Below are 22,616 nucleotides of genomic sequence, written 5' to 3'. Positions count from 1 at the left end.
CGATTACGCTCCAGGATCATGCCCGCATCCAGTCTCGTCACCCGGCGTCGCCTTCTGATCGCCCTCGCGGTGCTCGTCCTGACGGTCGCCGCAGTCCTGGCGGTGCTGGCGCTGCGCCCTGACGCCGACCCGGCGGCCGGCGCTACGCCGTCGGCCGGTGCGACAGTGTCTACCGGTACCGAGGGCGCCCCCGAGGCGACCGAGCCCGGCGCGGATGACGCCGAGTCCGACGACGATCCTGCCGACGGCGACGCGGCGGACCCGGAAGCGGGCGGCGGGACCGACGAAGCAGACGCGCCGCGGCCCCGGGAGACGCTGGAGCCCAGGCCGTTCGGCGCTGAGGCGACGCCAGAGCCCGGCGTCACCGTGACGGTACCGTCCGTCAAGAAGGTGACCGGCGAGGCGAACGTGCCCGGTGAGGTGGGTGGTCCGGCACTCAGGTTCACCGTGGAGCTCACCAACGGCACGGGCAAGGTGCTCGACCTGCGGACCGTCGTCGTGAACGCCTACTACGGGCCTGACCGAACGCCGGCCGCACCCTTGCTCAAGCCTGGTGGGAAGGCGTTCGAGCCAGAGGTCGCCGCAGACGAGTCGGCACGCGGCGCGTTCGTCTTCAACGTCCCGTCGGAGTCCCAGGACCAGGTGGAGCTCGAGATCGACGCGGGCGTGGGCAAGACGATAGTGATCTTCACCGGCGCCTGAGGCGCCAGAGATCACCCGGAGTTCACCCCGTTTTGACCGCGCCGACCGTCCTGTCCGCTATTAGCGTGATGAGCGGTCGTTCTACAGGTCCATATCGTCTGGCAGCCCAGCGGTCCGGCGGGTCCATGTCTCCCCAGTGAGGTTCTCGTGTCCCATCGCACTCTGCCCGGCCGGCGGGTCTCCGCCGTCCTCGCGAGCGTCACGCTCGTGGTCGCGTCGTTCGTCGCCGCCCCGTTGGCATCGGCCACCGAGGCCGCCCAAATAGCCACAGAGGTCGCCGAGCCGACTGCCGACCCGGCCAGCGTGTCAGCCGACGCCCTGCCGACCGTGCAGGTCGACGGCATCGTGTGGAAGCAGGCCATCGCCGGCGACACCGTGTACGTCGGCGGCGAGTTCCAGAACGCCCGTCCGGCGGGCGCTGCCCCCGGGACCAACCAGGTGCCCCGCACGAACCTGCTCGCCTACGACCTGACGACCGGCGAGCTGATCACGACGTTCAACCACACGCTGAACGGGCTCGTCACCGACATGGCCGTCTCACCGGACGGGACGCGGCTCTACATCGTGGGCGGCTTCACGACGGTTGACGGAGCAACCCGCAACCGCATCGCCGCGTTCAACCTGCCTAGCGGCACCCTGAACACCTCCTTCGCGCCGAACATGAACGGCAACACGAAGGCGGTCGCGGCTACCAACACGACCGTCTACGCGGGCGGTTACTTCTCCGCGGTGAACGGCCACACCCGCTACCGGATGGCGGCCATGAGTGCATCGAACGGTACCGCGCTGACCGGCTTCAAGCCGGTGGTCGACGACCGGCAGGTGCAGTCGATCGTCGTGGCGCCGGATGAGCAGTCGGTGATGATCTCGGGGACGTTCACCTCCGTGAACTCCGACACCGCCAACGGATACGGCCTTGCCTGGCTCGACGCGGCCACCGGCGACAGCCGCCCGCTGCCGGTCAACGCGCGGATCCGCAACGCCGGGGACAGCTCCAGCATCATCCGGCTCGCGACCGACGGCGAAGCGGGCTGGTACGGCGTCGGCTGGCACTTCGGCAAGGGCGGCACGACCGAGGGCACCTTCAAGGTCGGCTGGGACGACGGCGCGCTGATCTGGCTCGAGGACTGCCACGGCGACACGTACGACGTGGCACCGGTGGGCGATGTCGTCTACACGGCAAGCCATAAGCACTACTGTGGCAACAGCGGCGGGTTCCCGCAGACGGACCCGTGGAGCTATTACCACGCGACCGCCTGGACCAACGAGGTGCGCGGTACCAATACCGAGGACATCTGGGGATACCCCGACCACCCGGGCACGCCTCGCCCGGACCTCATGACGTGGTATCCCCAGACGGACGTCGGGACCTACACCGGCAAGAGCCAGGCCGTCTGGACGGTCACCGGCAACGAGGACTACGTGCTGTACGGCGGTGAGTTCCCGAAGGTGAACGGCGTCGCACAGCAAGGGCTGGTCCGGTTTGCGAAGCGTGCGATCGCGCCGAACGAGTCCGGCCCGGTCGAATCCGGCGCCGCGATCAACCCGGAGGTCGCCTCAGTCGCGGCCGGTACTGTCCGGATCAACCTGACCACCACGTGGGACCGCGACGACGCGGCGCTCACCTACCGGGTCTACCGCGACTCCGAGGCGACCACGCCGGTCTTCGAGGAGACCATCGCCGCCAAGTTCTGGGAGCCCGTACAGCGGACTGCCAGGGACACCGGCCTCTCGCCCGGCTCGGAGCACCGCTACCGGCTCACCGTCACGGACCCGTGGGGGAACGTGAAGCGGTCGGAGTGGGTCAACGCCACGGTCTCTGACGCGCCCCGCAGCGACTACGCCGACGCCGTCGTGCAGGACGGCGCAGCGCACCTGTGGCGCCTCGGCGAGCCGGGCGGGTCGAACCGCACCTACGACTGGGCGGGCGGCGACGATCTCACCGTGCCGTCGAGCGTCGAGCTGGGCACCGCCGGTGCGATCACGGGGGACCCGAACACCGCCGCGACGTTCCGGAACTCCTCGTCCAGCCGGCTCGCCTCGGCTCAGCGCGTCGCCGGACCTGACACGTTCTCCGTCGAGACCTGGATCCGGGGCACCGGCGACGGCCGCATCGTCGGCTTCGGCAACAACAACAGCGCTACCGGAACCTCCAGCTCCACCGACCGGCTGCTCTACGTCGACTCCGGCGGGCGGCTGACGTTCGGCGTGTACGACGGCGGGCGGGAGACGCTCCGGTCGCCGGGCCGGGTGGACGACGGCGACTGGCACCACGTGGTCGCCACGCTCGGGTCGGGTGGCATGCAGATCTTCGTCGACGGCGCCCGGGTCGCCGACCGGACAGACGTCACCCAGGGCCAGGCCTACAACGGCTACTGGCGCATCGGCGCCGACACGCTGAGCGGCTGGCCCAACCGATCCTGGCTCAGCGGTGACCGGTACACGGGGGCGATCGACGACGTCGCGATCTACCCGACGGTGCTGTCCACCGCCAAGGTCCTCGACCACTACACCGTGGCCACGAACGGCGGTCGCCCCAACCAGGGGCCCGTCGCCGAGGCAGCGGCGGACATCCACGGCTTCGACCTCAGTGCCGACGGGAGCGGTTCCGCCGACCCGGACGGCACCATCGCGTCCTGGGCGTGGAACTTCGGCGACGGAACGACGGGCACCGGCCAGGAGGCTACCCACACCTACGCAGCCCCCGGCACCTACACCGTCACCCTCACCGTGACCGACGACGAAGGCGCCACCGCCGAGGACACGGTCCAGGTCGAGGCCTCCGCGCCCAGCGAGTTCGCCGCCGACGACTTCTCCCGGTCCGTGACGGGCGGCTGGGGAGCGGCCGCGGTGGGCGGTCCGTGGACGCTCTACAACTCGGCGTCGAACTACTCGGTCGCCGACGGTGAGGGCGCCATGACGTTGAGCGCGCCAGGTTCGAACCGTAAAGCCCAGCTGCGAGACGTGTCCGCCTCCGACGTCGAACTCACCGGCGTGCTCTCGCTCGATGAGATCTCCGATGGTGGCGGTACGTTCGTCTCTCTGGTTGGACGCGCCGGCGGATTCTCCAGCGAGTATCGGGCCAAGGTCTGGGTCCAGGAGACCGGGGCGGTGCAGTTGCAGCTTGTCGCGCTCCAGTCAGGCGAGACCACTTTAGCCGCGAAGAACATCGCCGGACTGAGCGTTGCCGCCGACGAACGTCTCACCGTGCGGCTGCGGATCACGGGCTCGGCGCCGACCACACTGCAGGGAAAGGTGTGGAAGACGAGCTCCACCGAGCCGGCGGACTGGCAGCTCACCACCACTGACTCAACCCCCGAGCTGCAGGACGCCGGCGGTGTGGGCTACTCGCTGAGCTTGTCCGGCAGAGCCACCACCGGTGAGAACGTCGTCCGGCTGGACGATCTCTGGGCGGGGCCGCTGTCGCCGTGACGTCGAACCGCACCGTGGTCGCCCCAGTCCTGCCGTCGCATGAGGGACAGCAGGGCTGGGGTGTTGCCACGACCGGGCTGGCGCTGCTCTGCCTCGTCCTCACTGGACTGGGCCAGAACGTGTTCTTCGGCCTGACCGCGGGGCTCGTGCTTACCCTGGTGCTCCTGCCGCTGTGGGCGTCCTCGGTGCGCAGTTCCCGGTGGATCGCGTGGACGACTTCCCTGGCCGCGGTAGCGGCGGCGTGGAGCGTCTGGCTCACGGTATGGCACAGCGACTCGCGGACCGTGTCCACCGCAGGCCTACTGGAGTCGGTCTTCGTGGTGCTCGGGCTCGGGGGCGGGATCGGCGCTACCCTGTGGGCGCGCGGCCGCACGTCGGTGACGGTGGTGGGAGCCACCTTCGGCGTTGGGCTGCTGCTTGGCATCAACCCGGGTAGTGAGTCGTTCGCAGACAATCCTTGGCGCTTCGGGTTCTCGCTGCCGCTCACCGTCATCGTCCTCGCCCTCACGGCACGGTGGCGCAAGAGGTGGGTCGACATCGTCGCCGTGCTCGCCCTCGCCGGCGTCTCGGCGATCAATGGCGGACGGTCCACGAGCGCGATCCTGCTCATGGTCGCGGTTCTCGTGCTATGGCAGTTCTGGGGCAGGCCAGCGTCGTCCAAGCTCGCGGCCCTGCGGACGCTGATTCTATTCGGGATGCTCGCATTCGGCACGTATCTCTCGGTCCAGGCCGCGATCCTCGAGGGTGCGCTCGGGGAGAGCGCACAACTCCGTACTGAGCTCCAGCTGTCGACGTCAGGCACCCTGATCACCGGCGGGAGGCCGGAGATTGGCGCCACCGCGGCCCTGATGACCGAGTCGCCGGGCGGATTCGGTGGCGGGATCATCCCGTCCATGTCCGATCTTCTCGTGGCTAAGTCTGGTATGGCAGCCCTCGGGTACGAGCCGAACAACGGGTACGTCGAGAACTACATGTTCGGCAGCGGGTTCGAACTTCACTCGGTGATCGGCGACCTATGGGCCTGGTGTGGTGTCCCGGGACTCGCTCTGGCCGCTGTACTGCTGGCCTTCTTCGTCGTGCGTACCGCAGTTCTCACCACGGGGCGAGCCGCTTCCGCTCTGGTCCTCTTTCTCGGGGTGAAGTCGGTCTGGAATCTGCTGTTCGCTCCGTTGGAGAGCGCGCTGACCGTCTTCGTCCTCGCCGTGGCGCTGATGGCGCCCTCGATCCGGCCGGTGGGGCAGGCGGCTGAGTGACCGGCACACCCGACGTCGCAGGCGCGCCCGGCCGTGAGATCTGGATCGACGCAGGCAGGGGCCTCGCCGTCATACTTGTCGTGCTCTACCACGCGGCGCGCTGGTTCGACGTGTCTGCGTGGGAGCAAGTCAACGACTACGTGTCCTCGGTGCGCATGCCGTTCTTCTTCATGATCTCGGGTCTGCTCGCCTACCGCGTCGGTGCGGCGGCCGAGACCGGGTCGTCCTGGCGCACGCTGTGGGACCGGAGGCTGCGCCTCTACCTGTGGGTCTTCGTGATCTGGGAGTGCGTCGGCACCGCGTGCTACCTGATCGGGTTCGCCCTGCGCGGCACCCCGCTCGGATTCGGCCCGATGCTGCGCGACCTGCTCCTGTCGCCGGTCCGTCCGCAGTTCGAGCTTTGGTTCATCTGGGCGCTAGCACTCTTCTGCGTCATCGCGCGCCTCCTGCGGTCTCTCGACTGGCGATGGCATCTCCTGGGTGCGGCGGTCCCGTCGGTCATCGTGCTGACCGACGGCTTCGATCTTGGCAACATCGGTTGGAACGGCGCGCTCAAGTACTACATCTTCTTCGTGTGCGGCATGAACCTGCGCGTGCTGCTGCTCCGCTTCGCACGCACACGTTGGGCGGTCAGGGCCGGGCTGCTGCTCGGCTGGGCGCTCATGGCGACGGTCGTCGAGGTGGCAGGGCTCCGGTCCGTCGTTGGAGTGTACTTCGTCCTGTGCGCCGTCGGGATCCTCGCCGGCGTCGCGCTGGGGACCTTCCTTGCCCGGAGCGCCGGGCTGGTGCGGATCGGCTCATCGACGCTGTCCGTCTACCTCGGCCACACGCCGGTGATCATCGTGGGTTCTTCACTGGTGTTCGCCCTGATCGGGTCTACAGTCCTGCCGGGCGTCGCAGGCATCCTCGCGGTGCCGGTCGCCGCGGCGGTCGCGATCGCGCTCTCCTGGCTCGTGCACAGATGGACCGCTTCCGGCCCGCTGCGATACCTCTACGTTGCCCCGGAGGGGAACAGGTGGAAGCAGGGGCTACGGGTGCAGAGGCGATGACCGTCGCTCTTGTGCCGTCCGCCTCAGGTGCCGCCCTCAAGTGCCAGCCCGGTGGTGCCCACGCCCACCATGGCGACCCCCGTGTTGCTAACGCACGCTGATGCAGCTCGATACGTCGGGCACGCTGATCGCAGGAGGCCGGCCCGAGCTCGGTGCCACGGCGGCGCTCATGGGCGCCCAGCCGGCCGGATTCGGCGGCTGGACCATGCTGTCCATGCACGATCTGCAGATCGCCAAGTCCGGCATGGCAGGGCTCGGGTACGACCCGAACAACGGGTACGTCGAGAACTATCTCTTCGGTGCGGGGATCGAGCTGCACTCCGTGTTCGGCGACCTTTGGGCCTGGTACGGGCTGGCGGGGTTCGCCCTCGCGGTGGTTCTGGCGGTGCTCTTCGTGAGTCGGGTGGGGATGCTCGCGATTGCGCGCTCCGCGTCCGCGCTCGTGCTGTTCCTGGGCATCAAGGCGATGTGGGACCTCATGTTCTCGCCCGTGGAGACCTCGCTGACGACTCTGGTGCTGGGTGTGGCGCTGCTGGCGCCGGCGCGAATGCCCACAGCCCGAATCCGAGCAGCGCCAAACCGCTGAGCACGCCGCTGACCACCGCGATCGGTTCGACGTGACCGAACGCTCGGATCGTGAACCCGGCGATCCCGAACGCTGTGATGATGGCGCCGAGGACGTGGAAGCGGGCAAGCCGGAAGATGCGTGCGAGCGGGAAGAAGTGCGTGCCGACCACGAAGGCGACCCAGGCGATGCCGAGCTCCGGGTAGCCCAGGCCGATGATGATCTGGCTCCCTCCGAACAGAGCGATGGCTTCGATGCCGACGACCAGCCAGTACTTCCGCCCGAACGGGGAACCGCTCGCCCGCGCCGTCGACTGATCGGTGCCTGCGCGTGCGCTGCCCTCTCGATCCGCCTGCTGCCGATAGCTGCGAACGCTGAGCAACAGAATGGCGGCCAGGGCGATACCGGCGGCGACGAGCAGCGGCACGCGCACGGCGAGCGGAAGCGCCGTCGAGTTGATCCACACGAACACCAACCCGAACGCTCCGGCGATCTGGGCACCGATCTCCCGGCCCTGAACAGGCGTTGTGCGGTGCGGCTCCTTGAGCGGCGTCTTCATGTGCCCGCCTTTCCGGTCTCTGGGGAATTAACCTTAGTCAACTCTATCCAATAGGATTCGGTCAAGCACCTAGCTCTGGAGGCGAGACGCGTTGCCAGATCGAACACCGTCGACACGTCGTTATCGATCGAACCTGCGGGAAGCGCAGGCGGCTCGGACCCGTGCCGACATCACGGCGGCCGCACGCGAGCTCTTCGAGTCCGCGGGGTTCGCCGGGACCACCATCGCCGAGATCGCCGCCCGTGCCGGTGTCGCGCCCCAGACGGTCTACGCCGTGTTCGGTTCGAAGGCGAAGGTGGCACGCGCAGTCGTCGAGCAGATGGAGGAGTCGGCCGATGCTGCGAAGTGGCGGGAGCGCATCGCGGTCGAGCGCGACCCGCGGAAGATCCTCCAGGCGTTCGCGGAGTGGACCTGCGCCTTCTTCTCGGCGAGCATGCCGCAGCTCCTCGTCGCGCGTGAGGTGACCGCCGAGATGGAGGAGATGGCCGCCGAGGGCAACGCCCGCCGTCGCGCGGGTCTGACAACGCTGATCGGCCGGCTCGCGCGAGACGGAGTCATCCGGCACGACCTGACGCCCAGCGCGGCAGTGGATCGAGCATGGCTCCTCACCGGCCTCGACACCTATCTCAACGCGACCTCAGGTTGCGGATGGTCACCGGCTGACTACACGTCGTGGCTGGCCGAGACGCTCGGGCAGCAGCTCCTCGAACCGGTCGGTGAGTGCGGCTCGCCGACCGGGCCCTGAGCACGGTCAGGCTTTGATCACCGTGCCCTCGAGCGCCAGCCCGGTGTCCAGGCCCACCATCCCTACGCTTCACATGCTCCGGGTTCTATGCTCCACCTGCTCTGTCAGGCTTTGATCACCGTGCCCTCAAGCGCCAGCCCGGTGCCCAGGCCCACCATAGCGACCCCGCCGGTGACGCTAAGGTGGTCGAGCCGCTTCGGGCTGCGGGAGAACCAGGTGCGGGCCTGGCTCGCGACCAGCGCCAGGACCGAGTCTTGACCGAGGGCCAGCAGGCCGAACAGCAGCCCCAGGAACAGCAGCTGCGGCGTCGCTGGGGCGGCGTCGTTCATGAACTGCGGGAGGAACGCCGCGAAGAACAAGATCGTCTTCGGGTTCGTCCCGCCCACCATGAACCCGGCCCAGACCGCACGCCACGGGCTTGCCACGACCGCCGCGTCCGGTGCGGCGAGGGAGAGCCGGGCGTCGGCGCGGTGGCGGATCGCCTGGATCCCGAGATAGATCACGTAACCGGCCCCTACGAGCTTGAGCACGGTGTAGGCGGCGGCGGACGCCTCGACCAGCGCGCCAAGGCCGATCGCCACGAACGCCACCTGGACGAGCAGGCCGAGCGCGTTGCCGGTCACTGACAGGAGTGCGTCCCGGCGTCCGACCGTCAGTGCGCGGCCGATGGCGAACAGCACGCTGGGACCGGGCAGGGCGATGAAGACGACGGACGCCGCGAGAAACGCGGCGAGCTGAGGGCCGGTGGGCATGGCGTTACCGTAGCGGTTTGCAGAACGACGACCGTTGGGATCTATCGAGTTTGAGGACTGCCTGTAAGGCTACGAGTGCGCTCCGATGCTGCCGTGCGGACCACCTTGTCGACGCGGACGGCACGCTCCAGGACCTCATCCGGCTCGCTCGTCGACCTGCCCGAGATCGGAGCCGACGGCGGCGCCTGGCCGGGGCACAGGACCCGGCGCGGTACGTGAATCCGCGTCGGGAACGTTGACCGGACCGAGAGTGCTGACTGGACCAGGGTTGCCGCTAAGGCCGGGCATGCTGGGCGCCGGGACGACGCCAGGACGAGGCCCGTTGCTCAGCCCGGGGATACCCTCGGGACCAGGGATGACACCGGCCCGGACCGCGTTCCCGGAACCAGGGACGACGCTGATCGCCCCGGTGGTCGACGGCAGGTCGAGCGGGTCGTGCCCGCGGCCACCCGGGAGGACGCCGGACCAGCGACGTCGTGTCGTGCGGTAGCCGTAGTACGTACCGCCAGGGCCGGACCGGGGCGCGAACGTCAGGATGACGCCGAGCACCCGGGCCTCGACACCGGCGAGCGCGTGGAGCGCCTGGCTGAGCTGCTGTCGGCGCACCCGCCGGGCTCCCACGACGACGACCACGCCGTCGGCCATGGTCGACAGGACCGCGGCGTCCGAGACGGGCAGCAGCGGCGGAGCGTCGACGATGACGACGTCGTACGAGGAACGTGCCGCGGCGAGCAGGTCACGGGTGGCGTCCGAGGCGATGAGCTGGTGCGGGTTGGGCGGAACCGGGCCGAGCGGGAGGACGTCGAGCGGTCCGGGGCCGTATCGCTGCACCAGGTTCGCCACGGTGGCACGGCCGACCAGGGCGGTCGTGAGCCCGGCAGCGCCCTCCAGCCCTAGGGTGGGGGCGATCGAGGGGCGCCGCATGTCGCCGTCGATCAGCAGGACCCGGCTACCGCTCTCGGCGAAGGTCGAGGCGAGGTTGATGGCCGTGGTCGACTTGCCCTCGGCGGGGACGCTGGAGGTCACGACGAGGACCCGGGCGGGCGTGGTCGCGTCGACGAACGACAGGTTCGTCTGGACGCGGCGGTAGGCCTCCGCACGGGTGCTCAGGGGGTCCTGGGTGGCTGGTACCCGGGCGACCTTGCGCTTGACGACCGGGATGGAGCCGAGCAGGGCGGTGCCCTCCGAGACCATCTCTAGGTCCTTGGCCGAGCGGATCCGAGTGTCCAGGACGGCCCAGAGCAGAACCATCGCGATGCTGAGCGCGAGCCCGACGGCGCCACCGGCCGCGGTCAGGAGGCGGGTCCTCGGGGCGGACGGAAACTGGGGAACCTCCGCCGGCGACACGACGGTCACGGCGATGGACTGGCCACCGCTGGGAGTGGCGGGCGACAGGTCGACGACGGTGCTCGAGAGCTGCTGCGCGACGGCGTTCGCGATCTCCGCCGCACGCTCGGGAGCGCCGTCGACGACCTTGATCTCGATGATCGAGGTGTTGAGCGGCGAGTCGGCGGTCACGGCCTTGGCGAGCTCACGACCGGTCAGGTCCGGGTCGAGGTCGTCGGCGACGGGGTCGAGCACCACCGGCATGTCGGTGAGCGCCGCGTAGGACTCGATCAGGTTCTTGACGTACGTCGAGCCCTGCAGCAGGTCGCTGGTGGACTCGCCAGTGTTCAGCGACACGTAGACCTTGGCCGTCGCGGTGTACGACGGCGGCGTCGTCCAGGCCCAGCCGAACGCGGCGAGCGCTGCCAGGAGTGCCGAGCAGACGATGACCGCCCAGCGTCGTCGCAGCACGTTCGCGTATTCGGCGAGTTCCACGCTCTGCCTCCCTGTTGTCCGTGTGGCCTGGTTGTCGTGCAGTGCTGTCCGCGTGGGTCAGGGTCTGCCTGGTTGCGACGAGTGCCGCGGCGGGGGGACCTGCACGCCGGCGCGAGGGATCTGCACGCCGTTACGGGGAGTCGGCGGGCTCAGGAGCCAGGGCTGCCGACCCGTGCCGAGCACACCGCACACGGTGTCGGTGGCGGTCCCGATCCGTTCGAAGGCGCGACGGAAGGCCTTCTCGCTGCGTCCCCACGGGTCCGCGATGTCGAGCTCGCGGTTCCACGCCGAGTGGTTGAGGCGTTCCAGGCTCACCAGCTCCGGGACCTTGGCCCATCGGGTCGCGTCGTCGGTCGCGGAACGCGGTCCGGGCGACGTGCTCAGGACGTGTGCGAGCTCCAGCAGCGTGAACGTGCGCCGGACCGCATCGGGCACCGCCCGCACCACTGCCGAGCGCTGGGCCCGGGACATCGTGATGATCACGGTCGCCGAGCGGATCATCGCCGGCGTGAGCTGGCGGGCGGAGAACGGTCCGTTGTCCAGCCCGCGCGACTGCAGCAGGCTCGCCATACGCGGTGCGATCGGCTCGCCCACCCGCGCCCGGATGCCGGCGCTGTCCACCTCGACGGTGCCATCGGTGCGCGCCGTGAGCAGGCGCGCCAGGGCCGGGGAACGGCAGATGTTCCCCGTGCACACCGCAAGAATGGTCGTGGTCATGGCTAACCAAGCATGCCGTGGTGTATGTCGTGGTAGTAGCCGATCGGGGCCTTTTCACCCGAAGGTCACCCTTCGTGCGGCCTGTCCGGTCAGCCATGGCGACGGGGAGGGCGCCGGTGTGGGTGATATGACGGGTGAACTGCTTGTTCATCCGCCGTTCAGGGCGCGCCAGGGCCTGCGACCCTCCTAGCCTCTCAAGCATGACAGTGGTCGGCTATGCACCCGGCGCATGGGACCTTTTCCACGTGGGCCACCTGAACGTGCTCCGGCACGCGAAGCGCCGCTGCGACTACCTGGTCGCGGGCGTCGTCGACGACGACATGCTGGAGCTCGCCAAGGGCCGTCGTCCGGTGGTGCCGGTCATCGAGCGTGCCGAGATCGTGCGCCACATCGAGTTCGTCGACGAGGTGTTCGTCGAAACCCAGCCGGACAAGATCGAGACGTGGCGCCGTCGGCCGTTCGACGTGTTCTTCAAGGGTGATGACTGGAAGGGCACCGACAAAGGGCTGGAGCTGGAGCGTCGGTTCGCCGACGTCGGCGTCGATGTCATGTACTTCCCGTACACGGTGCACACCTCCAGCACGGCGCTGCGCCAGGCGCTCGACCTGCTGGACGTTCGGCCGCAACCCGCGTGACCGGGTCGGCGGTGCCAACCGGAAATAAGGGTGAGCCGCCACCGCCGTCGGGGTTAGCGTCGGGCTCGTGAGCGAGACGAGCAACGACGCGAGCAGCACACCCATCGACGACCCGAGCGACGGCTGGTTCCCCGAGAGCGTCGCCGCCGACTACGACGACCCTCAGGGCTCGAGCGCGCCAGAGGTGGTGAACCCCGCCGTCGACCTCCTGGCAGACCTGGCCGACGGCGGCCCGGTGCTGGAGCTGGCGATCGGGACCGGCCGGATCGCCGTCCCGCTGGCCGCCCGCGGCGTACCGGTGAGCGGTATCGAGCTGAGCAAGGCCATGGCGGACCGCATCAGGGACAAGCCGGGTGGCGCGGACATCGACGTCGCCATCGGCGACATGACCTCCACCCGGGTGCCCGGCGAGTTCTCGCTCGTCTACCTGGTGTTCAACACCATCAGCAACGTCACCACCCAGGACGGGCAGGTCGACGTCTTCCGCAACGCCGCGGCGCACCTGCGACCCGGTGGCCTGTTCCTGATCGAGGTGGGCATCCCGGACCTGCGGCGTATGCCGCCCGGTCAGGACACCGTGCCGTTCACCGTGGCGCCGGACGAGGGCGGCGGGTACGTGGGGTTCGACCGGTACGACACGGCGACGCAGCGTTTCACGTCGAACCACGTGACGGTGACCGCGGACGGCGGGCGGTTCTGGACCGTCCCGTTCCGGTACGCGTGGCCCGCCGAGATGGACCTCATGGCGCGTATCGCCGGCCTGCGGCTCAAGCACCGCTGGGCGGACTGGGACCGGTCGCCGTTCGAGCACGAGAGCACCAAGCAGGTCTCGGTCTGGGAGAAGGTCTGACGGCGGACGGCGGACCGCGCCGCGCCGTCGGCCGGCTGACCCTCACGGTGCTCCGTCCCGCGCCGCGGAGGCCGAGCACTCGCTGCGGATGATGCCGATCACCGTCTCCGTGGTGCGGTCGAGATAGCTGCGTCCGTCGGCGAGGTGCGCCGTCGGGCTGATGTAGCTCGACGGCCCGATGTGGTCCGCAGGATCGAGCGGGTGGACGGTGATCTTTCCCGCGTCCTTGGCCCGATTCCAGGCGCTGCGGCGGAACAACGGCCAACGTTCGGGGAAGAGCCGGGTGCTGACCCGCTCGATCCAGTCGGTCGAGCTGGTGAGCCGGTGCAGTTGGAGCGCGTGGCTGAGGTCGTTCGCGCCGTTGTGGAAGCCGCCCAGCGTGATCAGCCAGAGCGGGGCCCGCAGCTCGGCGAAGAGCTCGTCGACCGCACCGGTCGCCACCTGGGCGCCGCCGCTGTAGCTGAGCAGCACCACCGGTATGCCGCAGTTCGCCTTGTAGCCCGCGAGCCGGAGCTGGTCGGCGATCTGGGCGCCCACCGCTCGGTTGTACAGGGGGCGGTACCGGCGGTCCGCGGCGACGAAGATCTGCATCACGTTGTGCAGGAACAGCACGATGCCGACGTGGTGGCGCAGCCATCCCACACGGGGCGTCCCACGAGCGGGTCGGCCAGTGGCGAGTAGGGCTGCACCTGGCCCAGCACGCGGAGCTCTGGCGCACCGGCGATGACGGCCTTGACGAGCTGTCCGCCGTCGCGGGTGTCGGTGAAGCGGCGCTTGCCGATGCCGTCGAGGTAGACGACGTAGGCGGCCGGTGGGCGGTCAGGAGCGGCACCCCGGGCATAGGGCAGGTCCGCCGGGAGCCTCGTGGCGGGTGCCCGCCAGCCGGCGGCGTAGAACAGCAGCTCGTAGCGCGCGAGGAGGCCCTCGACCAGCAGCACCGGGCCGAGGGCCAGGAGCACGACGAGCAGCAGGAGCTCGCTCATGCGACCAGCTCCCGCAGCTCGACGGGCTTGCGTGGTCCGGCCAGGGCCCGGCCGATCAGCCGCCGCACGACGTCGACCGTGGCGCCCAGCCCGATCCCCGCGACGGCGACGCACCCGGCGGCCGGCCACCAGCCGAAGCCGGTCGCGGCGGCGAGCAGGTCGGCGAGCCCCCACCCGACCCCCGCGACGAGCAGGAAGTGCAGCAGCGGTCCGAGCAGCGGGAACGCGAGGACGGCGGCCAGCAGCAGCGGGGCGACCATTGCCGGTGTCCAGGCCGTCCCGGCCGTGCCGGGCAGCGACGGGTGCACCAGGTCGGCGACCGTCCAGGCGGCCAGGGGCCAGAGTGCGATCACCGTGCCCTCGACCGCGGTACCCGTCACCACCAGCCCGGCGGCGAGCCGCCGGGACACCTGGGGCCGGCGTGCCACGATGGGGAGCACCCGGCCGACGGTCTCGGAGAACCCGGCCAGGATCAGCAGGGCCACGACGGTCGTCGACATGTCAGTGTTCCTCTACCTGGTTCGCGCGGTCTGCTCGGTCCCCGAGGTACCGCTCGAGCTCGTCGGCAGCGCGTCGGTAGCCGCCTGCCGCCTGCTGGGCGGCCCGCTGGACGCGGGCAGCCTCCCGGAAGTGCGGCTCGTCCAGCAGCCGGCAGGCGAGCGCGCCGACCCGCTCTGCGGTGGCGTCCTCCGTGGCGACCGTCAGGCCGGCGCCGAGCTCCGTCACACGCCGGGCCACCAGCGGCTGGTCGGCACCCTGGGGGACGACGAGCGTCGGGACGCCGGCCTGCATCGCCTCGTTGACGCTGTTCATGCCACCGTGCGTGACGAAGATCGCCGCCTGGGACAGCACCTGCAGCTGCGGTACCGACCGCCGGGCGACGACATGGTCGGGCAGGGGACCCAGCTCGGCCGGGTCGGTGTGCCCGGTGGCGAGCACCACCGTGCGTCCCAGCGGGGCCAGGGCGGTGACGAAGGCGCGCAGCAGCGCAGGGTTCGCGTCGAACACTGTGCCAAGGGACGCGTACAGCACGGGGCCGGCCAGCCGGTCCGGCTCGAAGGCCCGGTCGGTCGGGCGGGCGCCGACGCTCGCTCCCACGAACCGGTAGGACGGGCCGAACGCCTCGGCGCCGGGCTGGAAGGAGCGGGACGTGAAGACCAGGTTCAGCGGCTCGCGCGCGTTCATGAGGTCGATCGACGGGAGCCCGCTCGTGTCGTAGCCCTGGCGCAGGGCCCACCGCGCCCGGAGGTAGCGCCACGCGAGGTGGGGGCGGGCGGCAGCGGCGGCCAGCAGCTCCCCGCCCGCGCGGCAAGGGCTGGGGACCTGCCGGTTGAACGCGAACGTCGTGAACGTCGAGGCCGCCGGCACACCGAGCTCCCGCGCGGCGACTGCGCCCCACGGGCAGGCCGCACCGTGGACCACGAGGTCCGGCCGAGCGGCACGGAGGTCCGCCAGCACCGAGGGCAGCAGGTCGACCGCGGTCTGGGCGAGCCCGCCCAGCATCGCCAGCGGGATCGGCGGGTCCAGCGCGGGCTGGTCCGGTCCGGCGTAGTGGTGGACCTTCGCCCCGGCGGCCTCGAGCGGTCCCTCGAACGCGGGAGACGAGTGGTAGACCACGGTGTGCCCGCGTCGGACAAGCTCTGCGACGACAGGAAGCGTCGGGTTGACGTACCCGTGCATGCCGATGTTGAGGAACGCGATGGTGCTCATCGACGGCCGCCTCCGTGGCGTGCGGTGCCGGTGGCCGGCGGGGGAGCGCCCCTGACCTGTGCGAACCTCATGAGGGGTACCCCTTCCGATGCGACGAACAGACCCGTACGCACCCTCGACCGGGGAGCTCACCGTTTTGTGACCGCTCGAAGGGTCGACAGCGCGGCCCGTCCGCAGTGTCGGTGAGCCCGCCTAGGCTTAGGGACGATGACTTCCCTCTTCGACAGCCTCTCCCTGCCCGGCCTCGACCCCGCGTCGCCCGGACCGATCTCGCGCCTGCCGAGCACGGCACCGCAGTGGGACGACGACGGCGCGGCGGCCGCTGGCGACCCGGGTGAGGCAGCGGTGCCCGCCGAGCCGGACTGGCTCGCGGGCCTGCCGCACGAGTCGGAGGCGCCGCGAGCCGGGGCCTACGCGCACCTCGACCCCGATGAGCTCCTGGACGGCCTCAACCCGCAGCAGCGGGCAGCGGTGGTGCACGAGGGCGGGCAGCTCCTCATCGTGGCGGGCGCAGGGTCGGGCAAGACGCGTGTGCTGACGCACCGCATCGCCTACCTCCTGGCCACCGGACGGGCCAGGGCGGGGGAGATCCTCGCCATCACGTTCACCAACAAGGCGGCGGCCGAGATGCGCGAGCGGGTCGAAGGGCTGGTGGGCCCGGCAGCGAAGCGGATGTGGGTGTCCACATTCCACTCGGCCTGCGTACGGATCCTGCGCCGCGAGGCGACGACGCTCGGGCTGAAGTCGAGCTTCAGCATCTACGACGCCGCGGACAGTCAGCGCCTCATCACGCTGGTGACGCGCGAGCTCAACCTCGACCCCAAGAAGTACCCGGCGCGCGGGCTGTCGAACAAGATCAGCGACCTGAAGAACGAGCTGGTCGACCCCGAGACCTACGCGCGGCAGACCGGTGCCAACGCCACGGAGGAGGCGCTCGCGGAGGCAGCCGCGGTGGAGGCGGGCGCCATCCGCAGGCCGTGGGGCGGACAGTCGGCCGACGAGCGCAACACGGCGGCGCCCAAGTTCGACCAGGTCCTTGCCGACGTCTACATCCGCTACCAGGCGCGCCTCGCGCAGGCGAACGCGCTCGACTTCGACGACATCATCATGACCACGGTGAACCTGCTCCAGGCCTTCCCGAACGTCGCGGAGCACTACCGTCGCCGGTTCCGGCACATCATGGTGGACGAGTACCAGGACACCAACCACGCGCAGTACACGCTGGTCCGCGAGCTGGCGGGGGTCGGCACCTCCGACGAGGCAGGACTGGATCCCGCAGAGCTCACCGTCGTAGGCGACTCCGACCAGTCGATCTACGCCTTCCGCGGTGCCACGATCCGCAACATCCTGGAGTTCGAGAAGGACTACCCGGACGCGACCACGATCCTGCTGGAGCAGAACTACCGCTCCACGCAGAACATCCTGGGCGCCGCCAACGCGGTGATCTCCCGCAACGCCGGCCGTACGCCCAAGCGCCTGTGGACCGACTCGGGGGCAGGGGCCAAGGTCGTCGGCTACGTGGCGGACGACGAGCATCAGGAGGCGCGGTTCGTCGCCGACGAGATCGACAAGCTGGGCGACTCCGACGGCGTCCGCCCGGGCGACGTCGCGATCTTCTACCGCACCAACGCGCAGTCGCGTGCGCTCGAGGAGGTGCTGGTCCGCGTCGGCCTGCCGTACAAGGTGGTGGGCGGCACACGGTTCTACGAGCGGCGCGAGGTCAAGGACGCCGTCGCGTACCTGCGCGCGCTGGCCAACGAGGACGACGACGTGAACCTGCGCCGCATCCTCAACGTGCCCAAGCGTGGGCTCGGCGACCGCGCCGAGTCGCTCGTCGCGTCGTTCGCGGAGCGGGAGCGCACGTCGTTCGGCGCCGCCCTGGAGCGCGCCGACGAGATCCCCGGCATGACCAACCGCTCGCTCAAGCCACTGCTCGTCTTCCGCGACATGATGCGGGAGCTACGTGCCCTGGTCGACCAGGGCGCCCCGCCGGCTGAGGTGCTTGGCGCGGTGCTCGACCGCACGGGTTACCTCGCTGAGCTGCGCGCGAGCGACGACCCGCAGGACGAGGGGCGCGTCGAGAACCTGGCCGAGCTCCACGCCGTGGCCGTCGACTTCGGCGAGACGGATCCCGAGGGTTCGCTCGCCGACTTCCTGGAGCGGGTCTCGCTCGTCGCCGACAGCGACCAGATCCCGGATGAGGACGTGGCGGACGGCGCGGCGGAGGAGGCCCCCAAGGAGAACCAGGGCGTCGTCACGCTCATGACCCTGCACACCGCCAAGGGCCTGGAGTTCCCGGTCGTGTTCCTCACGGGCATGGAGGACGGGACGTTCCCGCACATGCGTTCCCTGCACGACGACGCCGAGCTCGCCGAGGAACGCCGCCTCGCCTACGTGGGCATCACCCGGGCACGCGAGCGGCTGTACATCACCCGGTCCTCGGTCCGGGCGGCCTTCGGCATGGCCAACGAGTTCCCGGAGAGCCGGTTCCTGCAGGAGATCCCCGAGGAGCTGTGGGACTGGCGGCGCCGGGAGTCGTCGACGGCGGCGATCCGCGCCGGCCGCGGAGGCTGGAGCGGTGGCTACGGCTCAGGCGGTTACGGCTCCGGCGGGCGCGGCTCGGGTACGGGTTCGACCTGGTCGGCAGGCCGGTCCGGGACCTCACGCGCCGGCGCCCCGACGTCGTCGGGCGGTGGGCAGAGCAAACCGTTCGCGCCGGAGAAGAAGGCGGGCGCGAAGGGCGGCTTCGGCGGCATCAACGTCCAGAAGAGCATCCCGAACCTGGAGATCGGTGACCGTGTCACCCACGACTCCTACGGGCTCGGCACCGTGGTGGACGTCGAGGCCAACTCCGTGGTCAAGATCGACTTCGGCAGCAACGGGACCAAGCGCATCGCCCTGAAGTACACGGCGGTCACCAAGCTCTGACGGGTCTGAGCACCCCCGGGCTAGGTCCGGGGACGTTACGGGGCCTGCCCCGCCTGCGACGTCGAACCGCAAGTTTGCTCGTCGCTTGTTGGCGCCTCGGGGGGTCGAACCGCACGTTGCTCGTGGTCCGCGGGCGCCTCGGGGGCCGAACCGCAAGCCAGCCGTCGTCCGGGGCCCAGCCCGGTGCCGAACCGCAACCTGGACGTCTATCCCGGTCCCCGTGGATGTCGAACCGCAACCTGGACGTCCCATCTGACGTCGACCCGAAGGTTGATCGTCCATCAGCGGCCGGATAGACGTGCAGGTTGCGGATCGGCGGACTGGCGGCATTCGTCCGATCCGCGCGTATGACCAGGCTTGGCGCATACCTCCCGCTTTAGGCCACTATGTGTCGCCATGAGGATCCTGCTCTCCGCCGGCCGCCTGTTCGTGGCGCACTGGCCCGCGCTCCTGACGCTGGGGCTGCTCGGTGTCGCAGTGCGGAACGGCGCGATGTGGGGCGCCGTCGAGCTGAGCCAGTGGAACTCGTTCGTGGCGCAGCTCCTGCTGATCATCAGTCCGCTCGGGTATCTGATGCCCGTCATCGGGATGTTGTGGGTCTGTCGCCAGTCCCTGCCGCACCTGAGCCCGCGGCTTCTCCCGGCCCTGGGCGCCGCTGCCACCGTCCCCGGCATGCTGCCTGCTCACAGTGCCCCGATCATGCCGTCGGAGCGGCGCGAGCGGCGCCTCATCGACGTCGCCCTGTCCGTGCTGGTGCCGTTCCTCCTGGTCTACGAGGTTGAGGGGCTGATGGACGCCGACCGGGACCGGTTCATCAACGAGGCCTCCGCCGACGAGCTGTTCAACGACCTGTTCAGCCCGGACGGTCTCGACTGGACCTCCCGGCTCGGCGTCTGGTCGGGCTGGACGCTCGTCGCCATCGTGGTGGGCGCGTTCCTGCTGCGCTGGTTGCTCGGCAGGCTTGAGGGCAAGCTCCACTTTCTCGGTTTCGCCGTGCTCGGCGGATGCCTCGAGATCTACTGGACCAGTCAGGTCGCCGGCCAGATCGAGGCCATCGAGCTCGGCCTGTGGGACGTCGCGGCGGACCGCCAGCTCGTGGCCGCCGCTGTCGGTACGGTCGGGGCCGCACAGGAGACCGTGGGCGAGTCGGGCAGCGAGGCCGTCGGCTTCCTCGCGGAGGGGGCGGTGACGGTCGTCGAGTCGCTCGACGTCGTCCTCGTCGCGCCGCTGGCGTGGCTCGCTATCGGTGCCGTCGTGCTGGGGCACCGGCTGATGGAGCCGCCGTCGACGGAACACCACTGGCTCGACCGCATGACCTGGCTCCCGGGCGGGCTGCGCGCGATCCTGGCGTCCCTCACCGACGACCTGCGGGCCCGCTTCTCCGCCCTGTGGAACGGCCTGAAGATGATCGTCGACGGCGGGCTCGGCCCCATGCTCGTCTTCTGCCTGGGCTACCTCGTCCTGATGCGGGTCCCGCAGGGTGTCGGCTGGCTCGTGCGTGCCGTGACCGGCCCCGTCGAGACCAACACCTGGCTGGCCTTCAGCACCATGGAGTCGGCGGCGGGCCTCGCGCTCTCCCTGGCGCTGGCCGCCGCGCTGATCGCCGCAACCGTGGAGGTGCTGGTCGAGCGCGGCCTCGTGGTGCGCGAGGAGGAGGCCGCTACGGCAGGTCGGCCGTCACGTACTCGGGCCCGCCGAACCCCAGTCGCACCTGGGTGATCTCCGCGTCGGGGTCGGCGAGGACGAACGTCGAGACGTCCCACTCGGGCTGCTCGCTGACGAAGCCCTCGGCGTCCGGCGTCGAGCAGCGGTTGGATCTGCCCTGCGCGTCCGTCGTCGACTCCCCGTAGCGCGTGCCCTCCTCGGACACGAGGATGATCTGGCACAGCGACAGGTCGGTCTGCGGCTCGGCCGCGAAGTGCACCTGCACCTCGTACGCGACCGACCCGTCGGGGATCGTGACGGGGTCGCCGTAGAGGGGCGGCGGCAACCGCTCCACCTGTTCGATGCCCGTCACCGTCGCGTCGATCTCGCGCAGCACCATGGTGTTCGCCCGCTCCGGCACGTCGAACCCGAGGTCGTAGTACTCGCCGGCCAGGTGCGCCGGCTCGCCGACGGCGACGCGGTCCACCTCGTGGTGCAGACCGACCGGCCACCAGTACGCCCACACCCGGAACGACGACGCCCCCGCGGCCGCCGCGACCGCTATCGGCAGCAGCACCAGCCAGACGATGTTGCGCCGCCACCAGCCCCTGCGCCGAGCGGGGGCGCGGAGGTCGGGCGGGACGCTGCCGGGGAGCATCCCCGGCTGCAGGCTCGGCGCCGCTCCGGGCGGTGTTCCTCGGCCCGATCCGGGCACCGCCGGGGTCACCAGAGTCGTCATCCCTCGCTACCTCCTGCGCTCACCGGGGGATAACCCGGTGCCTCGGGCGACACGGTCTCTTCCGCCTCCCACAGTGCGTCGGCCTCGCTCGCCGTGATGCCGAGGTCCACCACGGCGACGGCGTCGCGCCGCTGACCGCCGTGCTCCTCGGTCTGGTCGCCGCGCGCGAGGCGCACGGTCGCCCCCGCCAGCGCGTCCCGCGGCACGTCGAAGCAGTACGTGGTGCGCCAGGCGTAGCCCGGCTGGGCGCTGGCCGACGTCGAGCAGCCACCTCGCGTGCTCGGCCAGAACCTGCGTCCCTGCGCGTCGGTGACCTCTGCCCCGCTGAACGTCGTCTCGCCCTGCGTGGCGCGCCACGTCGCGTCCACCACGAGGAACGTGCCTGCTGCGGCCGCCGCCTCGGCGGGGCTCGTCAGGACGTCGGCGACCCGCACCTCGGTCACGGTCAGCTCGGCGTACGTGAGGTCTAGCTGCTGTCCGACGCCGCCCTCGACGATGAACGGCGCGTCCACGGCGTCGTCCTGCGGCAGGAACGTCACGAGGGCGCACCCCGCCGTCACCGCGCCGACGACGAGCGCGGTGCCCTTCCAGGTGATCCGGCGCCGTCCGTGCCTCACTGCTGTTCCACCTCGGTGCTCGGGCCCCGCTCGTCGGCACTCGCCTCCGGTGTGGCGGGCTTGACCGGGATCTGCCCCTGGAAGGCGATCTCGTTCGCGAACCAGTGCCCGTCGTCCAGACCCAGGGGGTCCTCCTCGACCCACTCGAGCTCCACGACCTCGAGCGGCAGCTCCGTGCCCGTCCACGTGCCGCTCTGCTCCCAGATCAGCGCTACCCGGTGCGTCACACCAGGGTTGAGGATGCTGATGCTGGTGCCGTCCTCGATGTTGATGATCGTCGCGGACGGGAGCTTGGGCTCCTCGGGCGCGCTGGGGGAGGGGCTCGCCGACGGTTCCGCCGAGGAGCCGGCATCGTCGCCGGGCGCCGCCGCATCGCCGGTCGCGGCGTCGGCGCCAAGGTCCTCGAGCGGTTCCTCCGGCACGATCCCGGCGTTCTGCGGGGCGGGGATGGCCTTGCTGAGCGTGACGCCGTACTCGGGGACGTCGCCGGTGTTGGTGACGTCCGCGACGACGGCGAGCATGTGGTTGCCGTCCTGCGGCACAAGGTGGCCGAGCTCGTCGGCCGTAGCGGCCTTCTCGACGGTCACCTCGAAGGGCCCCACCTCGACGGGCGTCCCGGTGGTCAGCGGGTCGGCCTGTGCCTCCACCTCGCTCCACGCCCCGAACGGGGAGATCGCGACGAGCGCCGCGACCGCACCGGCTCCGACGCGCTGCGTCGTCGACATGTCGTCGGCGACGGCTGTGACGAGACGTTGGGCAAGCCGGAACGCGAGGTCGGGGCCGGCATTGCGGGCATGCTTCATGGCGCACGATCGTAGCGGTGCATTACGGACCATCTGGGCGAAAGTCCACGCTCGGTGCGCTACTGCCCTGCCAGGGTATTCGTATACATGCCGTGTCGCGGGTCGGTAGGCT

At 70.3% G+C, this 22,616-nt stretch carries 21 protein-coding genes; 10 read left to right on the top strand and 11 right to left on the bottom strand.

Annotated elements, in window-relative coordinates:
* Window positions 1-18 precede the first annotated feature (18 nt).
* From AB0F40_RS07715 to AB0F40_RS07695, 5 genes are all read left to right on the top strand, one after another.
* Complete coding sequence (locus AB0F40_RS07715; RefSeq protein WP_357465540.1) at window positions 19-702, top strand: hypothetical protein; 684 nt, start codon at window positions 19-21, stop codon at window positions 700-702.
* A 147-nt stretch (window positions 703-849) separates the two neighbouring features.
* Complete coding sequence (locus tag AB0F40_RS07710; RefSeq protein ID WP_357465539.1) at window positions 850-4,134, top strand: PKD domain-containing protein; 3,285 nt, start codon at window positions 850-852, stop codon at window positions 4,132-4,134.
* A complete protein-coding gene (locus tag AB0F40_RS07705; protein WP_357465538.1) occupies window positions 4,131-5,387 on the top strand; it encodes a hypothetical protein in 1,257 nt (418 codons plus the stop codon). Before AB0F40_RS07710 ends, AB0F40_RS07705 begins: the two co-directional genes overlap by 4 nt.
* A complete protein-coding gene (locus tag AB0F40_RS07700) occupies window positions 5,384-6,436 on the top strand; it encodes an acyltransferase family protein (protein WP_357465537.1) in 1,053 nt (350 codons plus the stop codon). Before AB0F40_RS07705 ends, AB0F40_RS07700 begins: the two co-directional genes overlap by 4 nt.
* 100 nt (window positions 6,437-6,536) lie before the next feature.
* Window positions 6,537-7,022 carry a hypothetical protein gene (locus AB0F40_RS07695; protein ID WP_357465536.1) on the top strand — a complete coding sequence of 162 codons (486 nt, stop codon included), beginning with the start codon at window positions 6,537-6,539 and terminating at the stop codon, window positions 7,020-7,022.
* On the opposite strand, the gene AB0F40_RS07690 is transcribed toward AB0F40_RS07695, so the two are convergent.
* A complete protein-coding gene (locus AB0F40_RS07690) occupies window positions 6,913-7,560 on the bottom strand; it encodes a hypothetical protein (RefSeq protein ID WP_357465535.1) in 648 nt (215 codons plus the stop codon). The genes AB0F40_RS07695 and AB0F40_RS07690 overlap by 110 nt on opposite strands.
* 91 nt (window positions 7,561-7,651) lie before the next feature.
* On the opposite strand from AB0F40_RS07690, the gene AB0F40_RS07685 reads away from it, so the two are divergent.
* Entirely contained in the window at window positions 7,652-8,305 is a 654-nt protein-coding gene (locus AB0F40_RS07685) for a TetR/AcrR family transcriptional regulator (protein ID WP_357465534.1), read from the top strand.
* A gap of 104 nt (window positions 8,306-8,409) precedes the next feature.
* On the opposite strand, the gene AB0F40_RS07680 is transcribed toward AB0F40_RS07685, so the two are convergent.
* From AB0F40_RS07680 to AB0F40_RS07670, 3 genes are all read right to left on the bottom strand, one after another.
* Window positions 8,410-9,057: a LysE family translocator gene (locus tag AB0F40_RS07680; protein WP_357465533.1), complete on the bottom strand. Its 648-nt coding sequence runs from the start codon at window positions 9,055-9,057 to the stop codon at window positions 8,410-8,412.
* A gap of 135 nt (window positions 9,058-9,192) precedes the next feature.
* Complete coding sequence (locus tag AB0F40_RS07675) at window positions 9,193-10,878, bottom strand: polysaccharide biosynthesis tyrosine autokinase (RefSeq protein WP_357465532.1); 1,686 nt, start codon at window positions 10,876-10,878, stop codon at window positions 9,193-9,195.
* 57 nt (window positions 10,879-10,935) lie between these two features.
* Window positions 10,936-11,595: a low molecular weight phosphatase family protein gene (locus AB0F40_RS07670; protein WP_357465531.1), complete on the bottom strand. Its 660-nt coding sequence runs from the start codon at window positions 11,593-11,595 to the stop codon at window positions 10,936-10,938.
* A 200-nt stretch (window positions 11,596-11,795) separates the two neighbouring features.
* Between AB0F40_RS07670 and AB0F40_RS07665 the strand changes: the two genes are divergently transcribed.
* Both AB0F40_RS07665 and AB0F40_RS07660 read left to right on the top strand, forming a co-directional pair.
* Window positions 11,796-12,230 carry an adenylyltransferase/cytidyltransferase family protein gene (locus tag AB0F40_RS07665; protein WP_357465530.1) on the top strand — a complete coding sequence of 145 codons (435 nt, stop codon included), beginning with the start codon at window positions 11,796-11,798 and terminating at the stop codon, window positions 12,228-12,230.
* Between the two features lie 67 nt (window positions 12,231-12,297).
* Window positions 12,298-13,080, top strand: coding sequence for a class I SAM-dependent methyltransferase (locus AB0F40_RS07660; protein ID WP_357465529.1), 783 nt, complete (start codon window positions 12,298-12,300; stop codon window positions 13,078-13,080).
* A 42-nt stretch (window positions 13,081-13,122) separates the two neighbouring features.
* On the opposite strand, the gene AB0F40_RS07655 is transcribed toward AB0F40_RS07660, so the two are convergent.
* From AB0F40_RS07655 to AB0F40_RS07640, 4 genes are read right to left on the bottom strand one after another with little or no spacing between them, the layout of a single operon-like run.
* Complete coding sequence (locus AB0F40_RS07655) at window positions 13,123-13,722, bottom strand: hypothetical protein (protein ID WP_357465528.1); 600 nt, start codon at window positions 13,720-13,722, stop codon at window positions 13,123-13,125.
* Window positions 13,671-14,063 carry a hypothetical protein gene (locus AB0F40_RS07650; protein WP_357465527.1) on the bottom strand — a complete coding sequence of 131 codons (393 nt, stop codon included), beginning with the start codon at window positions 14,061-14,063 and terminating at the stop codon, window positions 13,671-13,673. Before AB0F40_RS07650 ends, AB0F40_RS07655 begins: the two co-directional genes overlap by 52 nt.
* On the bottom strand, window positions 14,060-14,563 hold the full coding sequence (locus AB0F40_RS07645) for a hypothetical protein (RefSeq protein ID WP_357465526.1): 504 nt from the start codon (window positions 14,561-14,563) through the stop codon (window positions 14,060-14,062). The genes AB0F40_RS07650 and AB0F40_RS07645 overlap by 4 nt, the downstream gene beginning before the upstream one ends.
* Before the next feature lies 1 nt (window position 14,564).
* On the bottom strand, window positions 14,565-15,773 hold the full coding sequence (locus AB0F40_RS07640; protein ID WP_357465525.1) for a macrolide family glycosyltransferase: 1,209 nt from the start codon (window positions 15,771-15,773) through the stop codon (window positions 14,565-14,567).
* A gap of 207 nt (window positions 15,774-15,980) precedes the next feature.
* Here AB0F40_RS07640 and AB0F40_RS07635 point away from each other — a divergent pair, with 207 nt between their 5' ends.
* Both AB0F40_RS07635 and AB0F40_RS07630 read left to right on the top strand, forming a co-directional pair.
* Window positions 15,981-18,701 carry a UvrD-helicase domain-containing protein gene (locus tag AB0F40_RS07635; protein ID WP_357465524.1) on the top strand — a complete coding sequence of 907 codons (2,721 nt, stop codon included), beginning with the start codon at window positions 15,981-15,983 and terminating at the stop codon, window positions 18,699-18,701.
* Between the two features lie 396 nt (window positions 18,702-19,097).
* Window positions 19,098-20,420, top strand: a complete 1,323-nt coding sequence (locus tag AB0F40_RS07630) for a hypothetical protein (RefSeq protein WP_357465523.1) — start codon at window positions 19,098-19,100, stop codon at window positions 20,418-20,420.
* Here AB0F40_RS07630 and AB0F40_RS07625 read toward each other — a convergent pair.
* Genes AB0F40_RS07625 through AB0F40_RS07615 form a run of 3 tightly spaced genes read right to left on the bottom strand, consistent with a single transcriptional unit; the run spans window position 20,362 to window position 22,504 of the window.
* The gene (locus AB0F40_RS07625) at window positions 20,362-21,084 is read right to left on the bottom strand and encodes a hypothetical protein (RefSeq protein WP_357465522.1); all 723 of its coding nucleotides are present in this window, start codon (window positions 21,082-21,084) and stop codon (window positions 20,362-20,364) included. The two genes, AB0F40_RS07630 and AB0F40_RS07625, sit on opposite strands and share 59 nt — an antisense overlap.
* Window positions 21,081-21,701, bottom strand: a complete 621-nt coding sequence (locus AB0F40_RS07620) for a hypothetical protein (protein ID WP_357465521.1) — start codon at window positions 21,699-21,701, stop codon at window positions 21,081-21,083. The genes AB0F40_RS07625 and AB0F40_RS07620 overlap by 4 nt, the downstream gene beginning before the upstream one ends.
* Window positions 21,698-22,504: a hypothetical protein gene (locus AB0F40_RS07615; protein ID WP_357465520.1), complete on the bottom strand. Its 807-nt coding sequence runs from the start codon at window positions 22,502-22,504 to the stop codon at window positions 21,698-21,700. Before AB0F40_RS07615 ends, AB0F40_RS07620 begins: the two co-directional genes overlap by 4 nt.
* Between the last annotated feature and the right edge of the window lie 112 nt (window positions 22,505-22,616).

The sequence above is a fragment of the Promicromonospora sp. NPDC023987 genome, assembly GCF_040639055.1.
Classification (GTDB): Bacteria; Actinomycetota; Actinomycetes; order Actinomycetales; family Cellulomonadaceae; genus Promicromonospora.
The sequence above is the reverse complement of the archived record's forward strand: the minus strand, read 5'-3'. Positions and strand labels throughout refer to the sequence as shown.

Excerpts from the sequence above, each read along its gene's own strand:
- AB0F40_RS07715 (WP_357465540.1), top strand. The coding sequence starts at position 19 with ATGCCCGCATCCAGTCTCGTCACCCGGCGTCGCCTTCTGATCGCCCTC.
- AB0F40_RS07695 (WP_357465536.1), top strand. The coding sequence starts at position 6,537 with ATGCAGCTCGATACGTCGGGCACGCTGATCGCAGGAGGCCGGCCCGAG.
- AB0F40_RS07690 (WP_357465535.1), bottom strand. The coding sequence starts at position 7,560 with ATGAAGACGCCGCTCAAGGAGCCGCACCGCACAACGCCTGTTCAGGGC.
- AB0F40_RS07680 (WP_357465533.1), bottom strand. The coding sequence starts at position 9,057 with ATGCCCACCGGCCCTCAGCTCGCCGCGTTTCTCGCGGCGTCCGTCGTC.
- AB0F40_RS07670 (WP_357465531.1), bottom strand. The coding sequence starts at position 11,595 with ATGACCACGACCATTCTTGCGGTGTGCACGGGGAACATCTGCCGTTCC.
- AB0F40_RS07665 (WP_357465530.1), top strand. The coding sequence starts at position 11,796 with ATGACAGTGGTCGGCTATGCACCCGGCGCATGGGACCTTTTCCACGTG.
- AB0F40_RS07650 (WP_357465527.1), bottom strand. The coding sequence starts at position 14,063 with ATGAGCGAGCTCCTGCTGCTCGTCGTGCTCCTGGCCCTCGGCCCGGTG.
- AB0F40_RS07645 (WP_357465526.1), bottom strand. The coding sequence starts at position 14,563 with ATGTCGACGACCGTCGTGGCCCTGCTGATCCTGGCCGGGTTCTCCGAG.
- AB0F40_RS07640 (WP_357465525.1), bottom strand. The coding sequence starts at position 15,773 with ATGAGCACCATCGCGTTCCTCAACATCGGCATGCACGGGTACGTCAAC.
- AB0F40_RS07635 (WP_357465524.1), top strand. The coding sequence starts at position 15,981 with ATGACTTCCCTCTTCGACAGCCTCTCCCTGCCCGGCCTCGACCCCGCG.
- AB0F40_RS07630 (WP_357465523.1), top strand. The coding sequence starts at position 19,098 with ATGAGGATCCTGCTCTCCGCCGGCCGCCTGTTCGTGGCGCACTGGCCC.
- AB0F40_RS07625 (WP_357465522.1), bottom strand. The coding sequence starts at position 21,084 with ATGACGACTCTGGTGACCCCGGCGGTGCCCGGATCGGGCCGAGGAACA.
- AB0F40_RS07615 (WP_357465520.1), bottom strand. The coding sequence starts at position 22,504 with ATGAAGCATGCCCGCAATGCCGGCCCCGACCTCGCGTTCCGGCTTGCC.